The sequence below is a fragment of the Staphylococcus sp. GDB20D11A genome, assembly GCF_016893255.1.
GTDB classification, from domain to species: Bacteria; Bacillota; Bacilli; order Staphylococcales; family Staphylococcaceae; genus Staphylococcus; species Staphylococcus aureus.
In genome coordinates this window covers 1-24,618 of record NZ_JAFEPJ010000039.1, presented here as the reverse complement: position 1 = coordinate 24,618, position 24,618 = coordinate 1, and the positions used below count along the sequence as shown (strand labels likewise).

General features: G+C 34.1%; 19 protein-coding genes and 1 pseudogene. 3 read left to right on the top strand and 17 right to left on the bottom strand.

From position 1 onward, the window contains the following. Positions 1–233: 233 nt before the first annotated feature. Complete coding sequence (gene uhpT / locus JV528_RS14090; protein ID WP_001008721.1) at positions 234–1,613, bottom strand: hexose-6-phosphate:phosphate antiporter; 1,380 nt, start codon at positions 1,611–1,613, stop codon at positions 234–236. A gap of 232 nt (positions 1,614–1,845) precedes the next feature. Between uhpT and JV528_RS14085 the strand changes: the two genes are divergently transcribed. Then, the gene (locus JV528_RS14085) at positions 1,846–2,340 is read left to right on the top strand and encodes an isoprenylcysteine carboxyl methyltransferase family protein (protein ID WP_000603755.1); all 495 of its coding nucleotides are present in this window, start codon (positions 1,846–1,848) and stop codon (positions 2,338–2,340) included. Positions 2,341–2,698: 358 nt separating this feature from the next. Here JV528_RS14085 and JV528_RS14080 read toward each other — a convergent pair whose 3' ends face one another. The 8 genes from JV528_RS14080 to JV528_RS14045 form a co-directional block, all read right to left on the bottom strand. Further along, the gene (locus JV528_RS14080; protein ID WP_000690413.1) at positions 2,699–3,667 is read right to left on the bottom strand and encodes a sugar phosphate isomerase/epimerase family protein; all 969 of its coding nucleotides are present in this window, start codon (positions 3,665–3,667) and stop codon (positions 2,699–2,701) included. A gap of 54 nt (positions 3,668–3,721) precedes the next feature. Further along, entirely contained in the window at positions 3,722–4,762 is a 1,041-nt protein-coding gene (locus tag JV528_RS14075; RefSeq protein WP_204177095.1) for a Gfo/Idh/MocA family protein, read from the bottom strand. A gap of 24 nt (positions 4,763–4,786) precedes the next feature. After that, positions 4,787–5,863, bottom strand: a complete 1,077-nt coding sequence (locus JV528_RS14070) for a Gfo/Idh/MocA family protein (RefSeq protein ID WP_000153457.1) — start codon at positions 5,861–5,863, stop codon at positions 4,787–4,789. Between the two features lie 270 nt (positions 5,864–6,133). After that, positions 6,134–6,973 (bottom strand): sugar ABC transporter permease, encoded by an 840-nt coding sequence (locus JV528_RS14065; protein ID WP_204177094.1) that lies wholly within the window; start codon positions 6,971–6,973, stop codon positions 6,134–6,136. 1 nt (position 6,974) lies between these two features. Then, the gene (locus tag JV528_RS14060; protein WP_000166888.1) at positions 6,975–8,243 is read right to left on the bottom strand and encodes a sugar ABC transporter permease; all 1,269 of its coding nucleotides are present in this window, start codon (positions 8,241–8,243) and stop codon (positions 6,975–6,977) included. A 2-nt stretch (positions 8,244–8,245) separates the two neighbouring features. After that, positions 8,246–9,517, bottom strand: coding sequence for a maltodextrin ABC transporter substrate-binding protein (locus JV528_RS14055; RefSeq protein ID WP_204177093.1), 1,272 nt, complete (start codon positions 9,515–9,517; stop codon positions 8,246–8,248). A gap of 12 nt (positions 9,518–9,529) precedes the next feature. Continuing rightward, positions 9,530–10,627, bottom strand: coding sequence for an ABC transporter ATP-binding protein (locus JV528_RS14050; RefSeq protein WP_053866507.1), 1,098 nt, complete (start codon positions 10,625–10,627; stop codon positions 9,530–9,532). 384 nt (positions 10,628–11,011) lie between these two features. Next, a complete protein-coding gene (locus JV528_RS14045) occupies positions 11,012–11,590 on the bottom strand; it encodes a M23 family metallopeptidase (protein WP_000166914.1) in 579 nt (192 codons plus the stop codon). A gap of 208 nt (positions 11,591–11,798) precedes the next feature. Between JV528_RS14045 and JV528_RS14040 the strand changes: the two genes are divergently transcribed. Beyond that, the gene (locus JV528_RS14040; protein ID WP_204177092.1) at positions 11,799–12,425 is read left to right on the top strand and encodes an FMN-dependent NADH-azoreductase; all 627 of its coding nucleotides are present in this window, start codon (positions 11,799–11,801) and stop codon (positions 12,423–12,425) included. A gap of 537 nt (positions 12,426–12,962) precedes the next feature. Here JV528_RS14040 and ggt read toward each other — a convergent pair. Genes ggt through JV528_RS14020 form a run of 4 tightly spaced genes read right to left on the bottom strand, consistent with a single transcriptional unit; the run spans position 12,963 to position 19,446 of the window. Continuing rightward, positions 12,963–14,969, bottom strand: a complete 2,007-nt coding sequence (ggt, locus tag JV528_RS14035; RefSeq protein ID WP_000236417.1) for a gamma-glutamyltransferase — start codon at positions 14,967–14,969, stop codon at positions 12,963–12,965. Positions 14,970–15,006: 37 nt separating this feature from the next. Further along, positions 15,007–16,782, bottom strand: coding sequence for an ABC transporter substrate-binding protein (locus tag JV528_RS14030; protein ID WP_000720817.1), 1,776 nt, complete (start codon positions 16,780–16,782; stop codon positions 15,007–15,009). 16 nt (positions 16,783–16,798) lie between these two features. Then, positions 16,799–17,962 carry an ABC transporter permease gene (locus JV528_RS14025; RefSeq protein ID WP_000240103.1) on the bottom strand — a complete coding sequence of 388 codons (1,164 nt, stop codon included), beginning with the start codon at positions 17,960–17,962 and terminating at the stop codon, positions 16,799–16,801. 5 nt (positions 17,963–17,967) lie between these two features. After that, positions 17,968–19,446, bottom strand: a complete 1,479-nt coding sequence (locus JV528_RS14020) for an ABC transporter permease (protein WP_001796619.1) — start codon at positions 19,444–19,446, stop codon at positions 17,968–17,970. Here JV528_RS14020 and JV528_RS14015 point away from each other — a divergent pair. Continuing rightward, positions 19,403–20,995 carry an ABC transporter ATP-binding protein gene (locus JV528_RS14015; RefSeq protein WP_000067356.1) on the top strand — a complete coding sequence of 531 codons (1,593 nt, stop codon included), beginning with the start codon at positions 19,403–19,405 and terminating at the stop codon, positions 20,993–20,995. The two genes, JV528_RS14020 and JV528_RS14015, sit on opposite strands and share 44 nt — an antisense overlap. Before the next feature lie 264 nt (positions 20,996–21,259). On the opposite strand, the gene JV528_RS14010 is transcribed toward JV528_RS14015, so the two are convergent. The 4 genes and pseudogenes from JV528_RS14010 to JV528_RS13995 form a co-directional block, all read right to left on the bottom strand. Then, the gene (locus tag JV528_RS14010) at positions 21,260–22,372 is read right to left on the bottom strand and encodes an RES family NAD+ phosphorylase (RefSeq protein ID WP_000686454.1); all 1,113 of its coding nucleotides are present in this window, start codon (positions 22,370–22,372) and stop codon (positions 21,260–21,262) included. Continuing rightward, positions 22,359–23,282 carry a sce7725 family protein gene (locus JV528_RS14005; protein WP_204177091.1) on the bottom strand — a complete coding sequence of 308 codons (924 nt, stop codon included), beginning with the start codon at positions 23,280–23,282 and terminating at the stop codon, positions 22,359–22,361. Before JV528_RS14005 ends, JV528_RS14010 begins: the two co-directional genes overlap by 14 nt. A 1-nt stretch (position 23,283) precedes the next feature. Then, complete coding sequence (locus tag JV528_RS14000) at positions 23,284–24,126, bottom strand: sce7726 family protein (protein WP_000370353.1); 843 nt, start codon at positions 24,124–24,126, stop codon at positions 23,284–23,286. Between the two features lie 205 nt (positions 24,127–24,331). Further along, positions 24,332–24,520, bottom strand: a pseudogene (locus JV528_RS13995) (hypothetical protein); the annotation flags it as partial. Positions 24,521–24,618: the final 98 nt, after the last annotated feature.

Here is a 24,618-nt window from a genome sequence, read left to right as displayed (position 1 = left end):
ACAATATTGACACCGCTATATGTCTTTATTGTAAGGAGTAAATTCATTGAGTCACCCTAAGTCGGGCAAATAAGGATACTTCATAACAGGGAATTATGATCTGCCCCGAGACATAGAGATGATATATTTGCAAGGGTAGAAGCAGTATCTTTCATCTCTTCACGCACATGCCATCGGGGCAGGATTGCCAACTATACTGCAATAAATTGGCGATACTTTTAATCCGATTGATATTAGATTTTTAAACTTCTAATTTTCTTTTCTTCATAGAAAGCAACGATTCCTAATAGAATCATGCCTAGGAATAATGCAATATAGAAGACGATGAAAACATCTGTCCATCCACTTAATGTATATCCAAAGATGTTTAAACCGTTACGTGTTGGATCAGCAATAGCCGCCAAACCAACTTTTGCCATTGAGTCACCGAATAGATACGCGAATGAACCTGTCATTCCGTTTGCTACACTGATGGCATTTTTAGGAACAAAACCAGTCAATGATACACCAATTAATAATTGCGGACCAAAGATTAACGCACCTAATGCAAACAATGAAATGTTAACCATCATTACACTTGTAGCATTTGTGTAGAATAAGACAACAAATGTAATCATAAACATACAGCCAATAGCTACAATTGCACGACGACCTTTTAATAAGTCTGATACGTAGCCCCATAATAAACTTGCAACTAAAGCACCAATTTCAAAGTAGAATATCGTATTAACTGCATCGCCTTTACTAAAGTGTAAATGCTCTGACACATATAACGGTGCCCAGTTATCAATACCGATTCGTACAATGTATACAAAGACGTTTGAAACACATAGAATCCATATAACAGGATTTCCCAGGATATATTTTTTAAAGATCTCCCATTTCGTCATACCTTGAGAATCAATATTTTCTTTATCGACCGGCTCTTCCCAAATTTCTTCAGCACGATTCCATCCTAATTCTTCTGGATCATCTTTTCCGATAAATAATGTTGCGATACCAATAAGTAATGCAATCACCGATGGGAAAATGAACATTCCTATAACATTTCCATGGAAGAATACATTAGCACCCCAAAGTGCAACACCACCTGCAATGGCACCACCGATATTATGTGATGTATTCCAGAATCCTAAATATCGGCCACGTTTCGTTCTTGGCGCCCACCTTGAAATCGTTGAATAACTTGCAGGTCCACCAACTGATTGGAACACTCCGTTAAGTCCCCAAAGTACAATTAATAATCCCATTACAGAACCAAAGTAACTTAACACAAATCCCATAATTAAAACTGTAATCGCAGATAAGATAAGTAAGAATGAGATAATACGTTTTGTGTTACGTCCATCGACAAAATATCCAAGTAATGTTTTCCCTAAACCGTACGTGATACTAAATGCTAATCCGATATAACCAAGTTCTAATGTAGATAATCCAATTTCCTCTTTTAAAAACGGTTGTGCCGCCTTAAAGTTGTTTCGAATTAAATACATAGCCATATAAACAAAGAACACTACGAAGAAAGCTTGCATGAAGTTTCTAAGCCATAATTTACGTTGTACCGATAATGGAATGCCTTTGTTCGGAATCTTATGGATATCAAAAAAGTTCATCTCTGTCACCTCAATCATTTTCGTTAAGCCAAATATATCACGTCGGTGTAAGCGCTTAATATCCTTAAAATTATTAAATTATCCAAAATACTGAACATAAACACATACTTAGAAACATATTTATGTACTAAAATTAATAAATAGTTAATAGTATTTGACAAGCTTTATCTATAAAATACTTTATGTTGTCAAAATCAACGCTTATACATATGACATAATGACGGAGGACATCATGATTCTATCTATATTACTTATCTTTTTCTGTATCAGACTTGTCAGCTTAAAGATATCTATTAATCACTCAAAACAATTAAAAGCAGACGGTGCAGTTGAATATGGCGTTAAAAATTCGAAGTTTTTAGCAATAACACACGTTTTAATTTATGTATTGGCTGGTGTAGAGGCATTTATTAATAAAGATACATTTAGCTTTGCAAATGGTATTGGCTTAGTTATATTAATCTTTGCTTATATTATGTTATTTATGGTTATTAAAACTTTAGGTGGTATTTGGACATTAAAATTATTCATTTTACCTAACCATCCTATTATTAAATCTGGATTATATAAAATTACAAAACACCCAAATTACTTCTTAAACATCATTCCTGAATTAATCGGTGTATTATTATTAACACACGCAACATATACAACTATTTTATTAGTACCGTATGCGTATTTCTTATATGTACGTATTAAACAAGAAGAGAAATTAATGAATATTTAAAAATGAAAGCCTGTCATCACATTAGTCGACATCGACGTCCATCTTTAAAGTGCGTTCTGAAATATTATATTCAGAAACCTTTAAAGTATGTCGTGTCTATGACCATTGTGACAACAGGCTTTTTTATTATCATATACCTCACTATTGAAAAGGTTATATACTCTTTTCAATGGTGCGGATTGTTACTGTGAATAGGTACGACCATCGCTATATACTTATATAAAGTACACCTTCTTTACAAACAATGAACTTGATTTAAGGTGTGAAATTTTTGGCAATGGCTTGGCGACATATGCATTTATTCAACACTGCCACCAGTCTTACTTCAGACAAACTTCAGACTAACCTCGAGTTCGTATTATGCCCACCACATGTCTGCTGGCTTGTCGTAAATATTAACAGATTTCAAAGTTTGACAAGCTTTTTGGAAACCTTCTTCTACTGACATAATAGGATCTTCATGTTCAATACTTAATACATAATCATATCCATTAATAATAAGTTGACTTATGATATCTGCCCATACATATGGACTATGTCCATAACCAACTGTACGGAATGTCCATGCTCTTGTTGCAACGTTACCATATGGTTGCATATCAGTTAGACCATACATATTTACATTTTCTTGATTAATATACGTATCTTTAGCATGGAAGTGATGAATTGCATTTGCTTGGCCTAATATGCGAATCGCAGCAATTGGGTCAATACCTTGCCACCATAAATGACTAGGATCTAAGTTAGCACCGATATATTCATTTGTAGCCTTACGCAACTTCAACATCGTATATGGTGTATGAACTAAAAATCCTGCATGCAACTCTATGGCAATTTTTACATCTTGCTCTTTTGCAAACTCAGCTAAATCTTGCCAATATGGTATCAACTTTTCATTCCACTGATAATCATAAATTTCAGAGTAGGCTGTTGGCCAAGGTGTAACAGGCCAATTAGGCTTTTTAGCGGTATCATCTGATCCTGCAATGCCAGAAAATGTATTAACAACCGGCACGTCTAATAGATTTGCTAAACGGATGGTTTTACGTAACGTTTCATCCGCTTCTTTCGCTTCTGTCGGATCTGGAGAAATTGGATTGTTATGACAACTGAAACCACTTATTTGTAAGCCTCTGTCTGTGATTGACTTCATAAATGCTTGTCGCTTATCTTCATTTTCTAACAACTCATCTAACTTACAAAATTTATCTCCTGGGTTACCACCTGTTCCAACTTCAATCATATCCAATCCAGATTCTGCGACATAATCTAACATATCTTCAAAATTTTTATCGTAAAATAATACTGAAAATACACCTATTTTCATTGAAAAGCACTCCTTCTTTTTATATTGAGAATTTTGTATTATATATAATAATCATTAAAGTTGTATGCTCTTGTTATCAAGATCGCTACGATAAATCGCTTCTATAAGGGCATTTACATTGCGTGCTTCTTCCGGTTTCACCACAATCTCTTCTATCCCTAAACACGCATTGACAAAGTTACGCGCCTGTCTCTCACCAGCAATGTCTTCGTTATGCTCAACATTAGCTTTGCTTTCAAAAATAGTTCCAAAGCGGGGCTCATATATTTCAAATGGAAATAAATTAATACCGCCATCTTCGCCTGATAAACTAACGTGTACCTTATCTTCCTTTATATTTGCAGACCACGAACATTCAAACTGCATGCTTGCTCGATTGGCAAATGTCATATAACTAGTAACATGATCATCGACATCAAATTTAGTGTGATCAAATGTTCCCCAATCATTAATTTGGTTCGGTTGTTTGCTCAATTGATTATATGTTTTTCCTAGCACTTCATGCGGCACCATATCTTTACCTAGTAGCCACAAAGATAAGTCTAACAAGTGGCAACCATAATCGATTAAACTACCGCCACCTTGCAACGCTTTATTGGTAAAAACGCCCCAGCCAGGCACTTTACGCCTACGCATCGCTTGTACACGTGCTACTAAAGGTTTACCAACCACACCTGATTCAATCGCTTTTTTAGCAGTAATTGCCACATCTGTGTGACGATAATGATATGCGACAGTTAGTAATTTACAATTTTTATTAGCCGCTTCAATCATGCGGTCACACTCTTCCGTCGTCATCGCCATTGGCTTTTCACACAATACATGGACGCCATGATTCAATGTTTCTATAGAAAGATCAGCATGGAATTTATTAGGTGTACAAATGACCACCGCATCAACAAGTTTAAACAGCTCGCTAGGTGTCTCAACTGCATGAGGTATATTAAAGCGCTTCGCAACATCAATCATCTGCACTGTATTAATATCTTGTACTGCAACTAATGCGACTGTGTCTTTGAGTTTCAGCAATGCTGGAATATGACGGTCTTGTGCAATACCACCAACACCTATCACACCAACTTTTAATTTTGTCATGATGTGCCTCCTTACCGTATGATGTTATTCAAAGTAAATTGCTTTGCCTGATTTTGCAGACTGATAAATCGCTTCAAGAATTTTTGTAACTACCATTGCTTGTTCCGGTTTCACAACTGGTTCAGTATCATTTACAACTGCATCAATCCAAGCTTTTGCTTCTTCTTCAGCTTCATCCACTTCATTACCTTCATAAAAGTCGACGCCTTTGTTTTCCAATTCAACGTGTTTGGTATAAAGTGTGCCCATATCTTCACCATGAATACGTAGACCATCTTTCATATCAGCACCTGCTTTCGTTCCTGATAATGAACATTTTGCCTCATCCACTTCTAAAGAATTAATAGCCCAAGCGGATTCTAAAATGATCGTCGCTCCATTCTTCATTTTAATAAATCCAAACGCAGAATCTTCAACTGTAAATTCATCTGGATTCCATGAACCCCAAGCGTTTGCCGCATCATGCTGTTTATTTAATTTATGGAATGTTGAACCCATCACTGATTCTGGTTCATAATTATCCATCATCCATAACGTTAAATCTAAAGCGTGTGTACCGATATCGATTAATGGTCCTCCACCTTGAGCTTCTTCGTCTAGAAAGACACCCCATGTCGGTACTGCTCGACGACGAATAGCATGTGCCTTCCCGAAATAAATATCACCTAAGTCGCCACGTTGCGCTGATTTATATAAAAATTGACTATCTGGTCTGAAGCGATTTTGATAACCTATTGTTAATTTTTTACCTGTTGATTTAGCTGTATCTATCATTTTTTGAGCTTCTGCTGTCGTTTTAGCCATTGGTTTTTCACACATCACATGTTTACCGGCATGCAACCCTGCTACAGTAATTTCACAATGCGAGTCATTTGGCGTACAAACATGGATAACATCAATCGTGTCATCTTTTAACAATGCTTTGTAATCATCATAAACCTTTGCATTGTCAGTACCGTATGCTTCTGCCGCACACGCTGCTTTCGAAATGTCTACGTCACAAAATGCGGTCATTTCAACTTTTTCAACTTTTTGTAAACTTGGCATGTGCTTGCCATTCGCAATACCACCACACCCAATGATTCCAACTTTAATCGTCATCATAACGTCCTCCTTTAAATCTTTATCGTCATTAGTGCGTATGTCGAGCCTTAAACATCAATCAACGTTCTAGGCTATACAATGTTATATTGGCGGGGCCCCAACATAAAGAAATACTTTTTCTTTAGAAATTAGTATTTCTTATACATGAGTTTTACTCATGTATTCCTATTTTTAGGCACATATTAGCTGTGGCTAATTTGTAAGAGCCACTACACAATAAATTCATTAATGGTTCTTTATTATTTCTGCCCCGCTCCCAATTTCAAACTAACCTTTTGTCGCACCTGTTGTTAAACCTGATACTAAGTAGCGTTGCAAGAACAAGAATACGATTGCTATAGGTACTGCAATCATAATTGCCCCTGCTGCAAACACTGTGAAATTATTTGCATACTTATCATTAATAAAGTTGAACAATCCAACTGCTAATGTGAATTTTTCAGGACTTCTTAATAGTATTTTAGGTAATATAAAGTCCATAAATGGCCCCATAAAATTGAACAAAGCAACAACTGCTAAAATCGGCTTAGCTAATGGAAGCATAATTTGTAAGAAAATACGCATATGGCCAGCACCATCAATTTTGGCAGATTCATCAAGTTCTTTTGGAATCGTATCGAAGTAACCTTTCACTAAAAAGGCATTCATCGGTATTGACCCACCAATATATACAAGTGTTAGTCCAAATAAAGAATCTAATAATCCAATTGTATTTAGCAAAATATAGATTGCGACCATTGCCATTAATACAGAGAACATTTGTAAAATCAAAAATGTAATCAGCCCGTATTTACGACCAACAAAGCGATATCTAGAAAAAGCATATGCTGTTAACGTGACAAATATCACACTAAACAGTGCATTTGCAGATGCTACGATAAGCGTATTTTTATACCAAGTCAGGTATTGACTACTGTCATCGAATAGTAAGAATGCATAATTTTTAAATGTTGCATTGTCTGGTATCATTTTGGCACCATACAAGTTCGTACCTGGATTAAGGGAAATGCCAAATGTCCACAGTAGTGGATATAAAATGATGACAAACATCATCGCTATAAAACTGTAAATACCGATTGCTTTTAATATGTTTTTCTTCTTTGTCATCTTATAAACCTCCCTCATCTTTAAACGTACTTGTACGTCTGAATTGAATAAATGCGACAATAGCAACAATAAATCCAATAATTAATGACACAACTGCACCCATGTTAAAGTTGTTAAACTCAAATGTCAGATTATACACCCAAGATATCAAGATATCTGTACTACCAGCATTCTGCCCTGACACTGGTGGACCACCTTTATTAAATAGATAAATAAGATTAAAATTATTGAAATTACCTGCATATTGCATAATTAACAATGGCGCTGTGGCGTAAATGACATGCGGGAATGTGATGTTTCTAAACTTTTGCCAACTAGACGCACCATCCATATCTGCTGCTTCGTACCAATCTGATGAAATACTTTGCAGTACACCAGTGAACAGTGCAAAGACAAATGGGAAACCAAGCCATACTTGAATGCCAATTAATGCCACTTTTGCCCAAAATGGATCACTTAACCATGCTGGTGCAACACCTAATAAAGGTTGCAATATATCATTATTTATCGCACCAAATTCATCATTAAATAACGCTACAAATATTAAAATTGTCACAAATGATGGTACAGCCCAAGGTAGGATTAACACAGTACGGATAAATTTCTTACCTTTGACGACAGGGTGATTTACAATAATTGCCAAAAACAGCCCTAATGCAATTTGAAGTGTCGTTGCAACAAGCGTCCATACTAATGTCCAAGTAATAACACTGAAAAATGTTTTACGCCAAACGCCAATTGTGAATAACGTTTTAAAGTTATCTAAACCAACCCATTCTAATGTGTGTCTCGGAGGCGCGTTGTATAAATTGTAGTTTGTAAATGCTACTCCAAACATAAATATTAATGGAAATACAACTACAAATATCAATAAGAATGTACCTGGTGAGATTAGTAAGTATGGGAACGTCTTGTCCCATGTTGCAACCATACGTGCCTTCGGATCCTTTATTTCCTCATTGCGATTAAATCGTTCAGCATTACGATATGCATCTAAAATATTAATGATATATAGCATGATTGCAAAAGCAACGAGTAAGATAGAAATAATGCCTTGTGCAAGTAAGACACGAGAATCGTCTAACTTAGGTACTGTCCCTAATGTGAACAATCCCCAAAAACCAATATTTAAAAAGCTATAAAATACAGAAATAAAACTGATGAAAAAGATAAAAAATATCGTACCTTTAATGGGTCTTTTATTATAAAACTGTCCCAAACCAGGTATAACAGATAATAATGCCGCTAATTTAGGGTTACGTTTCGTCATAACTAATCTCCTTTCTTATCATTTTGTGACGGATGAAGAATCTTAATATTTTGCGTTATATCATTCGTCGCCTCATCTAACGCTTGTTTAGGATTCTTACCATTTGAGATAAATATGCTTGCATTGCCCATCGGTTCCCAAACTTGTCGCATTTCAGGAATATTAGGCATCGGTTCAGCATGACGTGCTTGCTTTTCAAACACTTTTAAATTTGGATTAGATGATTTCACGTCAACACGTCCAGTAATTTCGCTCATTTCATCTGTATATTTTTGTAATGTATCTTTACTAGTGATATACAGCATTAAATCTTTAGCCCAATACTTATGTTTACTATATTCAGATAAATACCAACCACGTACACCGAGAAATGGTTTCATAGGTTTGCCACCATCTGTAGGCAATGTTGTTACTCCTAAATCTTTACCAAACGTTTCTTGATATTCATTAATGTTCCATGGTCCAGTGACAAATTGTCCTACTTTTCCTTCTTTAAAAAGACCAATCATGACATCATGTGTTGCTACCTTAGGAAGATACCCTTTGTCGTACCATTTTTGTAATCGTTCAGCATTCTTAACGACATGTTTTGAATTTAGTCCTAGCTGATGAATATCATATTCACTGCCATTTTTCTTGAAAATATAATCATCATTGCCGAATAAAAACGGATAATTAAAATAGAAATTTTTAGCATCAAATAACATACCGTATTGTTTCTTTTTACTATCAGTTAGCTTGGCAGCATTAGCTTCAACTTCTTCTAACGTTTGCGGTGCATTTTTCACTAATTTTTTATTATAAAAAAGTGCGGTTGTTTCAACGATAGCTGGCAATGCTAGTTGCTTATTGTCATAATTCATCGCTTTAAGTGCTTGCTTATTGAAACCTTTCAACTCATCTTTTGATAAATTGATTTCAGCAGCTAAGCCTTGTAGATAGGCACTTCCAGTATTATCATGTGCTAAGAAAAAGATATCTGGACCTTTTCCAGCAGGAGCGTCTAGCGAAATATTTTCTAGTTGATCATTTTGACCAATATTTACAAGCTTTACTTTTATGCCAGTTTTTTTAGTATATTGATCCGTAATTTTTTTATAAAACGCCATTTGCTTGTCGCCATCCACCCACATCGTAAGTTGGTTAGGCTTGTCTTTAGAAATATCTTTATTCAATGCTTTATCAATATCTTCTTTCGAACGATTAGGGCCACATGCAGTTACGATTAATAACATTACCACGGCTAACGTGATACATTTTAAAATTTTAGACATGAATACTCCCCCTTAGACGATACGATTTCCTGTTTTTTCATCAAAAAAGTGACACTTATTCATATCAAATGCTAGTGTAATCTTGTCGTTCGCCATCACTTGTGTTCTTGAATCTAATTTAGAAATCAATTCCATTCCTTGGAATGTGCTATGTACCATAATTTCTGAACCTAACAGTTCGGATACAACTACTTCAGATTCAAATTGTGTCTCTGGAGAAGTTTGAATAAATATTGGTTCTTCATGAATATCTTCAGCTCGAATACCTAAAATAATTTCCTTGTCTAAGTAGCCAGCAGCTTTTAACTTTTCAAATTTTTTATTATGTAATTTAAAATAGTGTGTTCCTACCTTCAATCCGTCCATTTCAACTGTAGCATTCAACATATTCATTGCTGGTGAGCCGATAAATTGCGCCACAAATATGCAATTAGGGGCATCATATATTTCTCTAGGTGTGCCGACTTGCATAATGTCGCCATCTTTCAAAACAACAATTCGACTAGCCATCGTCAATGCTTCAGTTTGATCATGCGTAACATAAATTGTCGTAGTATTAAGTCGCTTATGTAATTTCAATATTTCTGTGCGCATTTGTACTCGAAGCTTCGCATCAAGATTCGATAATGGTTCATCCATTAAAAAGACTTTCGCATCCCTAACAATAGCTCTGCCCAAAGCAACACGTTGACGCTGTCCACCAGATAACGCTTTTGGTTTACGACCAAGATACTCAGTTAATCCTAATATTTCAGCTGCTTCATTAACTTTTTGTTCAATCTCTTTTTTATTTACTTTACGTAGCTTTAGCCCAAATGCCATATTTTCAAAAACAGTCATATGTGGATATAATGCATAGTTTTGAAATACCATCGCAATATCTCTATTCTTTGGTTCAACATCGTTCATGCGTTCCCCATCAATATAAAAATCTCCAGATGTGATAGACTCTAGTCCAGCAACCATTCGTAATGTTGTTGATTTACCACATCCCGATGGTCCAACAAATACAATGAATTCTTTGTCAGTAATATGTAGATTAAAATCTTTCACTACAGTATTGTTGTTATCATACGTCTTTTTAATATGCTCTAACTTTAATTCTGCCATGTTATGCCTCCCATACTTTGTTTACAGTTTGATTGTGCAATACACTTTGTGAAAACGTTTGCGCAAATACTTACATAAATCATATAGTCACTCATTATTAATGTCAATCATAAATTGTAAACGTTTACATTACTGTCAGAATTAAACTTTTATATAGAAAATTGGTATAGTGCACAACTATTTTTAGTGTGACAATAATGATTTTTTACGTGCGAAATTTCACTGCCAATGCTAACAACCTTGTCTTACATTTTTTAAGTAATATCTAAATCAAACAAGTATGACTTAGCATTTCGATTTTCATTGAAAAAAGCAACCATTATGTAAGTATCATACTCACACAATGATTGCTTAATTTTTTAGACTGCGGGCACTCTTCTATAACTACAAATCATATAGGCTACGTTCCCCATCAGGTAACTTATCGATAAACGGTTTAGGATCTTCTGCATATGCATTACCTACGCCACCCTTCATTCTTTGAAAATGTAAATGTGCGCCTGTCGTTTGTTTACCTGTATTGCCTGAATATGCAATAATATCACCTGCTTTGACTCGATCACCTACTTTGACATTATATTTGTCTAAGTGTAGATACCACTGGTGATATTCTCCATTGTCTTCGGCAACCTGTAATACCTTGCCGCCTAATTCATTATTAAAGATACGTGTTACTTTACCATTCGTCGGCGCTTTAATTGGTGTACCTATTGGCAATGCAAAATCAATGCCATAATGCTTACCATCAAATGGTGAATGCTGATATTTACCAAAAGTCTCAGTAATCCGACTCCCTCTAAAAAAGTCTTCCCATTTTGAGTGTCCTTGTCCTTTATGATTTTGTGTCAATTTATCGGTATATTGGTTAAACCATTTTTGAATGTCATCTATATAAATAATTGTAAATAATAGTGAAAGAAAAATGATAATTGTTGCCAAAATACGTTTTGGTCGCTTTGTCATAGTGGCATCCATCCTTCATATATTTTGGGTATTAAGTATATATTCTAAATCAACTATTTCATAATTAAATGCCCTCATACTTTAGTAGTACTGCCAAATATAGATGAAGAAAATGATGGTAATTTGAATATTTTGATTGATATTAAATTTTATATCGAATATAATAATTATACTTAAGAAAATAACAGAAACAGAGGAGAATTTTCAAATGGCAAAAGTATTATATATTACAGCACACCCTTTTAATGAACTGGTATCAAATTCTATGGCGGCTGGTAAAGCATTTATCGAAACATATCAACAACAACATCCTGATGATGAAGTGAAACATATTGATTTATTTGAAACTTATATTCCAGTTATTGACAAAGATGTATTAACTGGTTGGGGAAAAATGAGTAATGGCGAAACGTTAACTGATGATGAACAAATGAAAGTTTCAAGATTGAGTGACATTTTAGAAGAATTTTTAAGTGCAGATAAAGATGTATTTGTAACGCCTATGTGGAACCTTTCTTTCCCACCTGTAGTTAAAGCATATATTGATGCTATTTCAATTGCAGGTAAAACTTTTAAATATTCTGCTGAAGGACCACAAGGTTTACTAACTGACAAAAAAGTATTACACATTCAATCACGTGGTGGATATTATACTGAAGGCCCCGCTGCTAATTTCGAAATGGGCGACCGTTATTTAAGAACAATTATGACATTCTTAGGTGTGCCATCATATGAAACAATCATTATTGAAGGACACAATGCCGAACCGCATAAAACTGAAGAAATTAAGGCAACTAGTATTAATAATGCTGAAAAATTGGCAACAACATTTTAATTCTTATCTACACTGTGTGACTAATCAAACGTCATACAGTGTTTTTTTGATTTTCTTACAATCCTTTTCAACCTTTTATATACATCTATTATTTTTACAAATTTAAATTTTGACATTCACTTTAGTTACGATGTAAATATTTTTAAAACATATTATAGTGTTGATGATATATTTTGAGAGTAGGTATGAAAGTATGAAAGCACATAAAAACTTCTGGTTAAACTTAGTAGCGAACATTAATACTTATGCTGTAATTATAGAAACATCCAAATCATCTATTAAAATTCCACATTATAAAAACACCTCACATAACTCGTTCAACTGTACCAAACCACAACACGTTAGATTTTAGGCTAACTATTGTGATGTACATCAAAAACGAATTTGTGAGGTGTTGTATATTTTACAAAGGTGACTAGCGTTTTGTATAGCATTTCCAACATTACTACACTCAAGCGTCACGCTAAAGTTCGAAATCGAATCCTTTCATTCAACAAAAGCCCATATCCACTACAAACTCCATATCAAACGCATAAACTATCTTGTGATACTATCTCGATCATATCTATAGTATGCATTTGTGTTCCGTTTCACTGAATGATATGCTTCATCATTCAAATATAAACCGTCATCTTTCAATGCCACTTGATAACCTTTCTTTCGTGCTAACCAGACAACATCTATATAATTTTCTCCTGCGTTTTCATAACTTCTTAAATCTTCAATATGTGCACTAACTTCAGGGAAAATGATTCTAATAACACTCTCCTCAATCCAACATTTGCCATGCATCCATCGCACTTGATCTGCCAATAAAGGTAACTGCACATCATTGAAATATACACGAAAGCCGTCATTATCATACATTTGCCGATATGGTAATGGCTGTTTTCTAATCACTAACACCTCGCCACCCATTACGGTGCCTTCTCTAGTATCATCACTGCCACCCGAAGCTTCATACGTTGTTGGGTCAACTTGTAGTCCATGTACATCTCCAATATAGGCATCTGGTTTATGTTCCATTGCATGTCCACGTGCAATCAATGCTAATATTGTAGATTGTGAAAATTGAGGCTCCCATTCAATGCGATTATGATGGCTACTATAAATTCTAGGTTCATCTATAGCCTGCTGAATATCCATGCCAAACACTAATACATTGATTAATGTTTGCGCAACACTAGCAATGATACTTATAGCACCAGGTGCACCTACTGTTAATATTGGCTTCCCGTGATGCATCACAATCGTTGGAGCCATGTTACTTAGTGGTCGTTTATAAGGTGCAATTTCATTGATCCCACCCGCCACAACATCAAAACCATCCATTGTGGTATTCAATAACACGCCGTAGCCTGGAATCGTAATACCCGATCCGTAAATCATACCGATTGATGTCGTAAATGAAGCAATATTACCTTCCTTATCAATCACACAAAAATGAGTTGTTTCGGTATGATTTTCTTCAACGTCTGTATGACTAATGCAATCAGACACAACACCATGCTCTATATCAATATTTGCTTTATTGCTATCAATGAGCTTACTGCGTGCTTTTAAATAATCGTCATCAATTAATGAGTGTACAGGCACCTCATGAAAATTATCATCCGCCAAGTATTGCGCGCGATCACTATATGCTAAATGCATCGCTTGTATCAAATGATGCAAGCAATCAACAGATCTTGGACCCATAGATGGTAAATCGACATGTTCTAATAACTTCAATATTTGAATTACCGTGATACCACCGGAACTAGATGGACCCATTGAATAAATGTCATAGTCTTTAAATGTCGCACTGATTGGCGCTTTAATCTGAATGTCATAATTGGCTAGATCCTCTAAAGTGATTGTCCCACCACATTCTTTAACAACATTGACTAATTGTTTCGCAATGTCACCTTTATAAAATGCATTAAACCCTTGTTCTCTTAATATTTGAAATGTCTTGCCTAATTCGGGTTGTACAATCCAATCACCTTCACGCCAATATTGATTTTCATGCGTAAATACTTGCGCCGTTTCGTGATACTTTGTCAATCGTGCGTGTTGCTGGCGCGAATATTTTTCAGTAGCCCAATTGGCTGAATGACCTTCAATAGCTAGTTCAATTGCAGGATTAATTAAATCTTCCAATGACAATTTAGCATAACGCTTGTGAATATAATCAAACAGCTTTGGAATTGCTGGCACAGCGACAGTTTTACCATGTGTAGTCATATCAAAAAATGATTTATATTCGCCTGAATCATCTAGATAAAATTGTTTATCTACATGTGCAGGGGCTGTCTCACGCGCATCAAACGCAGTTATACTGCCAGTACTTTGCTCATAATATAGCAAGTATCCGCCACCACCAATACCTGATGCAAATGGTTCTACCACATTCAATGCCAGTTGAATTGCAATCACGGCATCCATGGCGTTGCCACCTTGATCTAATACATCCTTACCAATTTTAGCCGCAAGAGGATGTGATACGGAAATTAACCCTTCTTTAGATGTTTTTGTCTGTTTGTCATTTAAGTTAATGACCATACTATATCCTCCTACTTTCTGTTAAATATTTAAAACATTATTGATTAATGGCTTTTTCTACTTTTTCTAAATCTTGACGTTGCTCGTTACCAGTATCGACAAGTGGTGTAATCGGTGATGCAATTTTAAATTTATCGCCACGATAAAACTTAATAAATTGATCCTGATCTATCGCATTAACTACTGCTTGTCTCAAGTTTGGATGCGTCTTAAATATACCTTTTTTAATATTTAGCATTAAAAAGACTGACTTGCGTCCATTTTTGCGAATAATGCTTAAATTTTTATCCGACTTAATTAAATCAAAATGTTTTTGATTCACATCTGCCAACATATCAATTGAATGATTTCTAAGTTCTGACAATGCATTATTCGGGTCACCATTAAACTTCAATGTAATATTTTTAATTTTAGCTGGTCCATAACTACCTTTTTCTGTTTCGTTGAATCCTGGATTACGTTGAAACGTTGCTTGATATGCATTTTTCTGTGTCATAATGTATGCACCACTTGCATAAAGCGCATTTTTTCCATCTGAATTTGCAGGAATGGTACTGCTATCCCCATATCCTTTTGGATATTCTTGATTTACTTGATTAACAAATTTTTTAGATAAAATGCCTGCCGAAGAGTGTGTTAAGTAATTTACCTCTCGAGGCATCGATTGATCTGTCGTAATTTTAACAATTTGATAAATACCGTCTTTATTATTTACTCTTTGACCATCTGTCGTTAACGATTTGACGTTATAAGCTTTAATCAACTTATCATAGATGGATTTATCGTCCTTGTCTTTCTCTTTACGCAACTGATCGATGTCCTCATCTTTTAATATCTTGATGTCATTTATATGTTTGTGCATATTATAAGTATTATTGTTAGGCACAGACTTTTTATCACGTGCTCTATCTAAAGAAAACTTAACATCTTCAGCCGATACACGCTCTCCAGTATTACGTGCTTGTCCATTGACCACTTTCGCAAAATAATCATCATCTCTTAACAAGAAATAAAACGCTTTATTGTCCTTATTCACAGCATAATCACGACTTAACGAACCTTTCGTTGTTAAGTGGTCATTTTCATCTAATAATAATAACCTTGTGTACATATTCATATTAATTGAATATACTGACGGCGCAATTGAACGTATTGGATCCAATGTAGGAATTTCACCATCTTGTTGTGTCATCACAAGTGGCCGCGTATCTCGTTCTCTACTATTGTTGTAATCAAATTGTTGCCATATTAATGCACGTGAATTTGGCAATCCAACACTATTTTTATCTAACACTTTATTGTCATATACTAAATTCTTTTTTGATCCATATAAAGGCGCCATATACCCTTTATCAAATACAACTTCATCTTCAATTTGCTTATATGTTTGTTTAACATCTGCTTCATTTTGAGTAGAAGCTTTATTTAACAACTGGTCTACATGTTTATCTTTCAATAAACTATTTGATCCTGTAGAACTAAATAATGCCGTCATAGCATAGTTCGGGTCACCGAATACTGTCATCCAGTCATCGATTTGGATATCATAATTGCCGGCTTGACGTTGTGTACGATAGCTTCCATAATCTGGTTGGATATTCATCTTCACGTTAAATCCTGCATTTTCCAATTGATCTTTGACGATATTCATATCATTTTCATAACTTGCTTGTCCTAGGAAATGTATCGTTGGTCGCTCGCCTTTCACTTCAACTTTCGATGACTTTTGAGCCACTTCTGATTTCGTAGGGACACCACAACCACTTAATACCAACGCTAAAACTATAATTGCGATACTAATGATTTTCTTCACATCTATCCCTACCTTTTTAATGAATTCTTGGATCTAGTGCATCACGCACTGCATCACCTATAAAATTAAATGCTAAAACGACGAACATAATACAAATACCAGGTACAATAGCTAAATTACTGTGCGTTTCCAAGTAGTTACTACCGGTACGTAAAATGTTGCCCCATTCAGCTACATCAGGTGCAACACCAAGTCCTAGGAAACTTAAACTACTTGTTGTTAATACAACCACACCTATATTTAATGAAAAACGTACAATCATAGGCGCAATCGCATTCGGTAAAATATAACGCCATATGATATTCCAAGTGTTTTCACCAGTGATACGTGCTGCATCTACATATTCCATGCGTTTAATTTCTAAAACACTGGCACGCATTGTCCGTGCAAATGATGGTATATTACCGATACTTAAAGCAATAATTAAATTTGGAATACTTGCTCCAAATGATGCAATAATTGCCACCGCTAACAATAATGAGGGAATTGCAAACACTACATCTAAAATTCGCATTATTAAATTATCAATATGATTAAAATAACCTGCGATAGTGCCTAGTAACACACCAAAAATAACTGCAATAACTACTGAAATAATTGAAATTGAAAATGTCAGTTTCGTTCCGACAACTACGCGTGTAAATAAGTCTCTACCGAAATCATCAGTACCAAACGGATAGGCTAGACTCGGTCCATGTAACAGTGCATTGAACTGATTTTTAGTAGCCAATGTCGTATCAAATGTAAATTGTGACACAATTGATAATGTCAGCATGTAGACTAAAATAAGTAACCCGATAATCGCAATACGATGTCTAGTAGTTTTTCGTATAAACGATTCCCACCCGTTATAACTATGTATTTGCGATGTACGTTGGTAACGTCTAATACTTACAAACATTAATAATGTAAATACGTTGCCTGTTAATGTCATCAACAATAACAACACTTCGACGATACGTCGCCATAGGTCATGATGCTTCCATGTTTGTTCCGTTGTTAAAATGATAATTAAAATGATGGTTAAAACGATTAGTAATGTTTCAGCAATATAGAACGTATCGGCCACATAACCTTTAAAAAGATTTAATGCACTCGTTAATATAACTAAAATATAAGTTGCAATAGCATAACTTGCGAATAGTTTTAAGGAAGCTATCTTTGTTGTAAGTTTTACCATATGCCTCACTTCCTTTCGTTAATTTCACTACGTAATTTTGGATCGATTAAAGCATAAAATATATCAATAATTAAGTTTGCTAAAGATATTACAATTGATATATATACGACCCCACCCATGACTGCTGGAATATCAGGTATTAGTTGTTTTTGGACGATATAACGACCGATACCATTAATGTTAAATACTTGTTCCGTCACTGCTGAACCGCCTAGTAACTCTGCCACTAGAAGACCAACTAGCGTTACAATTGGAATAATGGCATTTTTCAAAATATGTTTAATAACTACTTGTGTCGTCGATAATCCTTTTGCATAAGCAGTTAAAACATAATCGCTGCGCATTACTTCAAGTACAGAAGACCTTGTCATACGCGTGATAGAAGCAGCAATACTTGTTCCAATGACAAGTACAGGTAAAATCAACGATATTGGATGTTCTGGCATATAAGATGGTGGCAAAATATCCAATTTCAATGAGAACGCTAAAATGAATAATAACCCTTGCCAGAAACTTGGAATAGATAAACCAATTAATGCAATTATCATTAACGTGATATCAAGCCAACTATTTCGCTTCATCGCACTGATAATTCCAATTGGTATCGCAATAATTAATGCCACAATTAGCGCTAATACTGCGACAATTATTGTAATTGGAATTCTTTCGCCAACTGCTTTAGTCACAACCTCATTCCCTTTGTAAGTCGTACCTAAGTCAAAAGTAAAAACACCCTTGATGGTATCCCACAATTGAATAAAATAAGGTTCGTTAAGATGATGTAATACATTGAATTGATGTATCTGTGCCTTTGTTGCATTTTGTCCCAGTATGCTATAAGCCGCATCAAGCGGTGAAAAATACAGAATGGTAAACACACTGACAATAACACCAATGATGACAATCACAGCCATGACAATTCGCTCAAAAATATATCTAACTAATGGCTGTAAATAAATAGTCAATAAGATGAACATCGGCAAGGCCAATATCACTTTGATAATGATGAACTTATGAAATAATACATTTTCAAAGTATGTTGAAAAATGTGCTTGTTCAATATTCTTTGAATTCGTATTAGAACTTTGTGCCTTGAATATTTTTAATGCTTCTTTATGTATTTGTGTGGATGACTTTTGCTGCGATAAATATTTATATTTTTGATGTAACGCCTGTTCAATTTCTGAAATTTCAGAATTATTAGCGTAAAAATTTTTTCTCTTAGCAGAAAAGAAAAACTTTATCACTGCATATAAAAATATTGGCAAGCTTAATACCGATAATACAAACTTGTAAAATGCCTTGTGATACAACGACTTAAAAGATTCTAAATAAGTAATTATGATAATCACTCCTTGTAAAATAATCTTGAGTAGATTACTATGATATACAAAAGTATAGAATAAATTTACACATTTGTGAATAGGGAGGCACAACATCATGTCAAATTTATTAGAAGTCAACAGTCTGAATGTACAATTCAATTATGATGAAACTACAGTTCAAGCGGTAAAAAACGTCTCTTTCGAATTACGAAAAAAACATATCCTAGGTATTGTTGGTGAATCAGGATCAGGAAAAAGTATTACCGCTAAATCTATTTTAGGGCTACTACCAGATTATCCAGATCACACGTTAACAGGAGAAATTATTTTTAATGGGCAATCGTTAACTAATTTATCAACTTCAGCGTTACAACAAATTCGAGGTAAGGATATTTCAATGATTTTTCAAGATCCACTCTCTTCGTTGAATCCAAGATTAACGATTGGCAAACAAATTACAGAAGTACTATTTCAACATAAACGTGTATCTAAATCTGAAGCAAAGTCGATGACAATAGACATTTTAGAAAAAGTAGGTATAAAACATGCAACTCGACAATTTGATGCTTATCCACATGAACTTTCTGGTGGTATGCGTCAACGTGTCATGATAGCAATGGCATTGATTTTAAAGCCACAAATTTTAATCGCAGATGAACCAACAACGGCATTAGATGCCAGTACACAAAATCAATTACTGCAGTTAATGAAGTCCCTTTATGAGTACACAGAAACGTCTATTATTTTTATCACTCACGATTTAGGTGCTGTGTATCAATTTTGCGACGATATGATTGTAATGAAAGATGGAAGTGTCGTTGAAAGTGGCACGGTTGAAAGTATTTTTAAATCGCCACAACATACCTATACGAAACGCTTAATAGATGCGATTCCTGATATTCATCAAACGCGTCCGCCAAGACCGTTAAACAATGATATTTTATTAAAATTCGATCGCGTGAGCGTGGATTACACTTCACCGAGTGGCAGCCTATACCGAGCAGTTAGTGATATTAACTTGGCTATTAGAAAAGGCGAAACATTAGGCATTGTCGGTGAATCAGGGTCAGGGAAATCGACATTAGCTAAGACGGTCGTCGGTCTAAAGGAAGTGTCAGAAGGCTTTATTTGGTATAACGAATTACCATTAAGTTTATTTAAAGATGATGAATTGAAATCTTTACGACAAGAGATACAAATGATTTTCCAAGATCCATTCGCATCTATTAATCCAAGATTTAAAGTCATTGATGTGATTAAACGACCACTTATCATTCATGGGAAAGTCAAAGATAATGATGACATTATTAAAACTGTCGTATCGTTGTTAGAAAAAGTTGGCCTAGATCAAAGTTTCTTATATCGCTATCCACACGAATTATCTGGTGGGCAACGCCAGCGTGTAAGTATCGCGAGAGCACTTGCTGTAGAACCTAAAGTGATTGTTTGCGACGAGGCAGTGTCAGCTTTAGACGTTTCAATTCAAAAAGATATCATCGAGTTATTAAAACAATTACAGTTAGACTTCGGCATCACTTATTTATTCATCACACATGACATGGGTGTTATCAATGAAATATGTGATCGAGTTGCAGTTATGAAAAATGGCGAAATCGTTGAACTGAATAACACAGAAGATATTATCAAACATCCGCAATCAGACTATGCAAAGCAACTTATTTCAGAAGTAGCAGTTATTGCTAAATAAAAGTCATGCGTTGTGCAACTATATCACTGTATGGTCTGGAATAAATCGGGCAACTTCTGATGTGTTATGTTAGATGACTTTGTCATACTAACTATATTGTGCTATGTTAGGACTCGGCACCATATCAAGTGTTAGATGCTTTGCCATGATTTAAGGGTCACACCCATACTCTGGGCATTTTGACGCCATAATAAATCCCCCGCCACTATGTGAAGTGCGGGGGATTATTTGCATTTTATTAGAATATTCAGACTTTTAAGTGTGTCAACTTAGCTTAGTCAATGTATATTTAACGTCACTTACTCTTTTTCTTTCATAATTAACACATTCAAATAAATTTTGATCAAAAAACACAAAGTTAAAAGTACCATCTTGCAATATGCTCTCATACATTATCCCGTCATATTTAAGGCTTCGAATATAATCAGCTAAATATTGAAATGGCAAATAATCTATTCCTTGTTCATCGCTTGGATTTGTTATTCCTTTATGAATCTTTTTTAATGTTTGGTAATTTACAAAATACTTTCTAAATCCATCATCGCCAGCTTTGATTGCATTACTAGTTAAATTAGTTAAATTCGCAATTTTCAATTTCTCTTTTGTAACGTTTTTTTGTAACTTAACCTTACCTATATAAATAATGTCATTATGCTTAGGTTTAACTTCTTCTATACTGACCTGTTCTTTTGTACTAAGGTATAATACGCTTATCCATTTAGAATTCAATCTTCCTGCCGTTGCAAATCCCTTTGGTGGTGACATTAGTTCACTTTTCTCTGTAATGAACTTAACTATTCTAGATCTATATAATGGTTCAAATCTTTCTCTAAATTCCTCAATACTATAGTAATTAGTAGTGATATCGAGAAAGAACGCTAAATTCTCTAAATTGATCATATTATTATGAAATCTATTTTTATACTTCAAGCTCTCACAAAATCCATCCCAGTCATTATTTGCTACAATTAGATTTTCATTTGTATATTTTTTATCTTTAATGATTTTAGCGCCTACTAAACCTTCCAACACCCGTCTATCTATATTTTCATCATCTTTAAAAAGTTCATTTAAAATACAACTTATTTTATCTTCTTCAACATTAAATATACTCCAATCATCTTTTAATGCTGTTTCAATTTTTTTACCTTCTTTTGGGCTAAAAGTATCTGGTAAATTTATACTAATATCATATAATTCTAACGCTGGTCTTAAATAATCTCTAATCTGCTCTAATTTATCTATGTGTCGAGTCGTATCAAATATTTTAACACCAAGATGATCGTTATCAATATCACAATTGTCAAATTTGCTATTATCATTTACAATGATTTCTATGATTTCAGTATTATTAAAACATTTTTCACATATTTTCATTTTGAGACTCCAAGTATCTATTCATAATTTCTAGATGATGCATGATAGATAACCTTTTAATTAAACCTAATCCTGGATACTTATTATTTTCATTTAATTCTTCGAATTGTCCGATCGCATAAGATCTATTTTTATTATCTAAGTTTTTAGACCAAGTTACTAATTTATCTACAGCCTCAAAAAACTTTTTAGCTGGATTTAATCTATCGTTATTAGAATCAGAGACAAAATGTTTAACTCTTAACTCATTAGCCTCATCAAAATAGACAATATGTATCGCAATAGCTAATGGCGAAAAGCCACCGTCTACATATTCTCCACCTATAACAGAATAGTCTGAAAATGCTACGTATCCATCTTCCTTATAATAAAGGTGATCGTCGCTATAAAACTCGTCATCATTATCTAAATAATCAACATTACGACTTAGTTTATTAAAAGGATCCATAATGATGCCTTTGTTTGGAATATTACGCAATTTACGTTTAATGTGTCTATCATCTGGTACAAAAACCATTTCAAGTTTATTTTTATCTTCAAACATTTCCCAGTCATCTACACTTGTTAAAATAGCTAAACTATTACTTGAAAATTGCTGTTTCAACCTATCATTGCCTTCATCAGAAGGACCCAAGTAAGCTTTTTGAATAACACTTTTGTTTTTTGTTATTATTTCAGTTAAATGTTCAACAGTTTCGTTACTAATCTCTTCTTCAGTTAACTTTGAATTTACTACTAAATTTATAGAGAATGCTTTTTCACCACAGTATTGCAAAGTATTTTTAAATGTGGTTGTATATTTAATTGGTTCAATTATAGGTTGAATACAATCACCAATCAAACCTTTCTCTAACAATTCTCTAATTGCAAATAGTTCATTTTGTTTCCCACGCAAATAAGGATAATACATATTAATCCTCCTTAAGAAAATGATATAGTTTATTTTTATCTTTCTTTGTCATTTTTGCGAAATATAACAAGAACTTAATTTCAGTCGGAGCTGCTAAAAATTCATCTTTGTATTCTTTCATGTTGCCTCTTTTTTTCAACTCAGAAATCATATTGTTATGCAGTTTCGTCATTGGTATTTCTTTAAACACGTCAAATAACACATCATACTCTGTGAAATCATTATAAGTTGGCACATCCATATGATTTTGTGCAATAACTCTTTTTCTTTCTTCTTTTCGTAAAAAGTTGTACATCGCTTTTGTGTTTAAGAGACTATTGTTTTCTTTAGGTTTTTGAACTTCACTCAGAGTATTTCTAGTAGTTAACACTAAAATTCCAACTGTTGTATCTTTGTATCTAGCCATAACTTTATTCAGATGTTTGTCATTTGTAATGACTACGACATAATTAAACACTTCATAATAATCATTAATTTGATTATCTAATCTATCCAGCTTATCTAATTCTGTTTTAATCTCATAGACAACACCTTTGCCGTTTAACAATATAAAATCAGCAATACTTTTCCCTATGGGCATCTCAGAAAGTGCAGTAGTTGTATTAACAGAATGTCGTCCTAGAAGGAGTTTATTAAGCATTGTGTTTTTGTAAAAATATTCGTTACGATAAGACTTTTTAAGATAATTATATAAAGATTTCATCTTCTGTATTACATTGATATTTTTAGGTCCCTGTATATAAAAATCATATACCTCATCAACAACATCACTTTTATTTTTGATTGCAATTTGATGTAATATCTTTTGACTAAAAACACGATTAATCATATTTCTATTATCCATAGCTACGCACCTCCTTCAACATACATTTAATACTTATCCTGTTAATATTATAAACTATTTTAAATGCCTATAGACATTATTTCTATACACATACGATGATAAAATTGTATTGAAACCAAATGATGATTGCCAAACACATGGTAACTAACAAAATATAGAAAATAATAATGCCCCCCTACACTAATCTAGCGAGGGGGCTGAATCATTACACACCGTATTTTTCAGTTGTTTCTGCCACGAAAGATTCAATGGCTTTTCTTGCTTTACGTTTTTCTTTCAATGGCAAATCACCAATCATTTTTTTAAGGTGATGTGGGTTTACAACACCACTATACTGGTAGTCATTTGAAATTGTTTTTAGGGCTTGTTCATCGATAGATCTCTCTCCAGCAAATTGAAATGCTCCCTTCAAAGAAGACATTGAAAAAATGAAAACTTTGAAGGGAGCTTTATTTATGTCAATAAAACCTAAATTAGACATAGATGTACTGC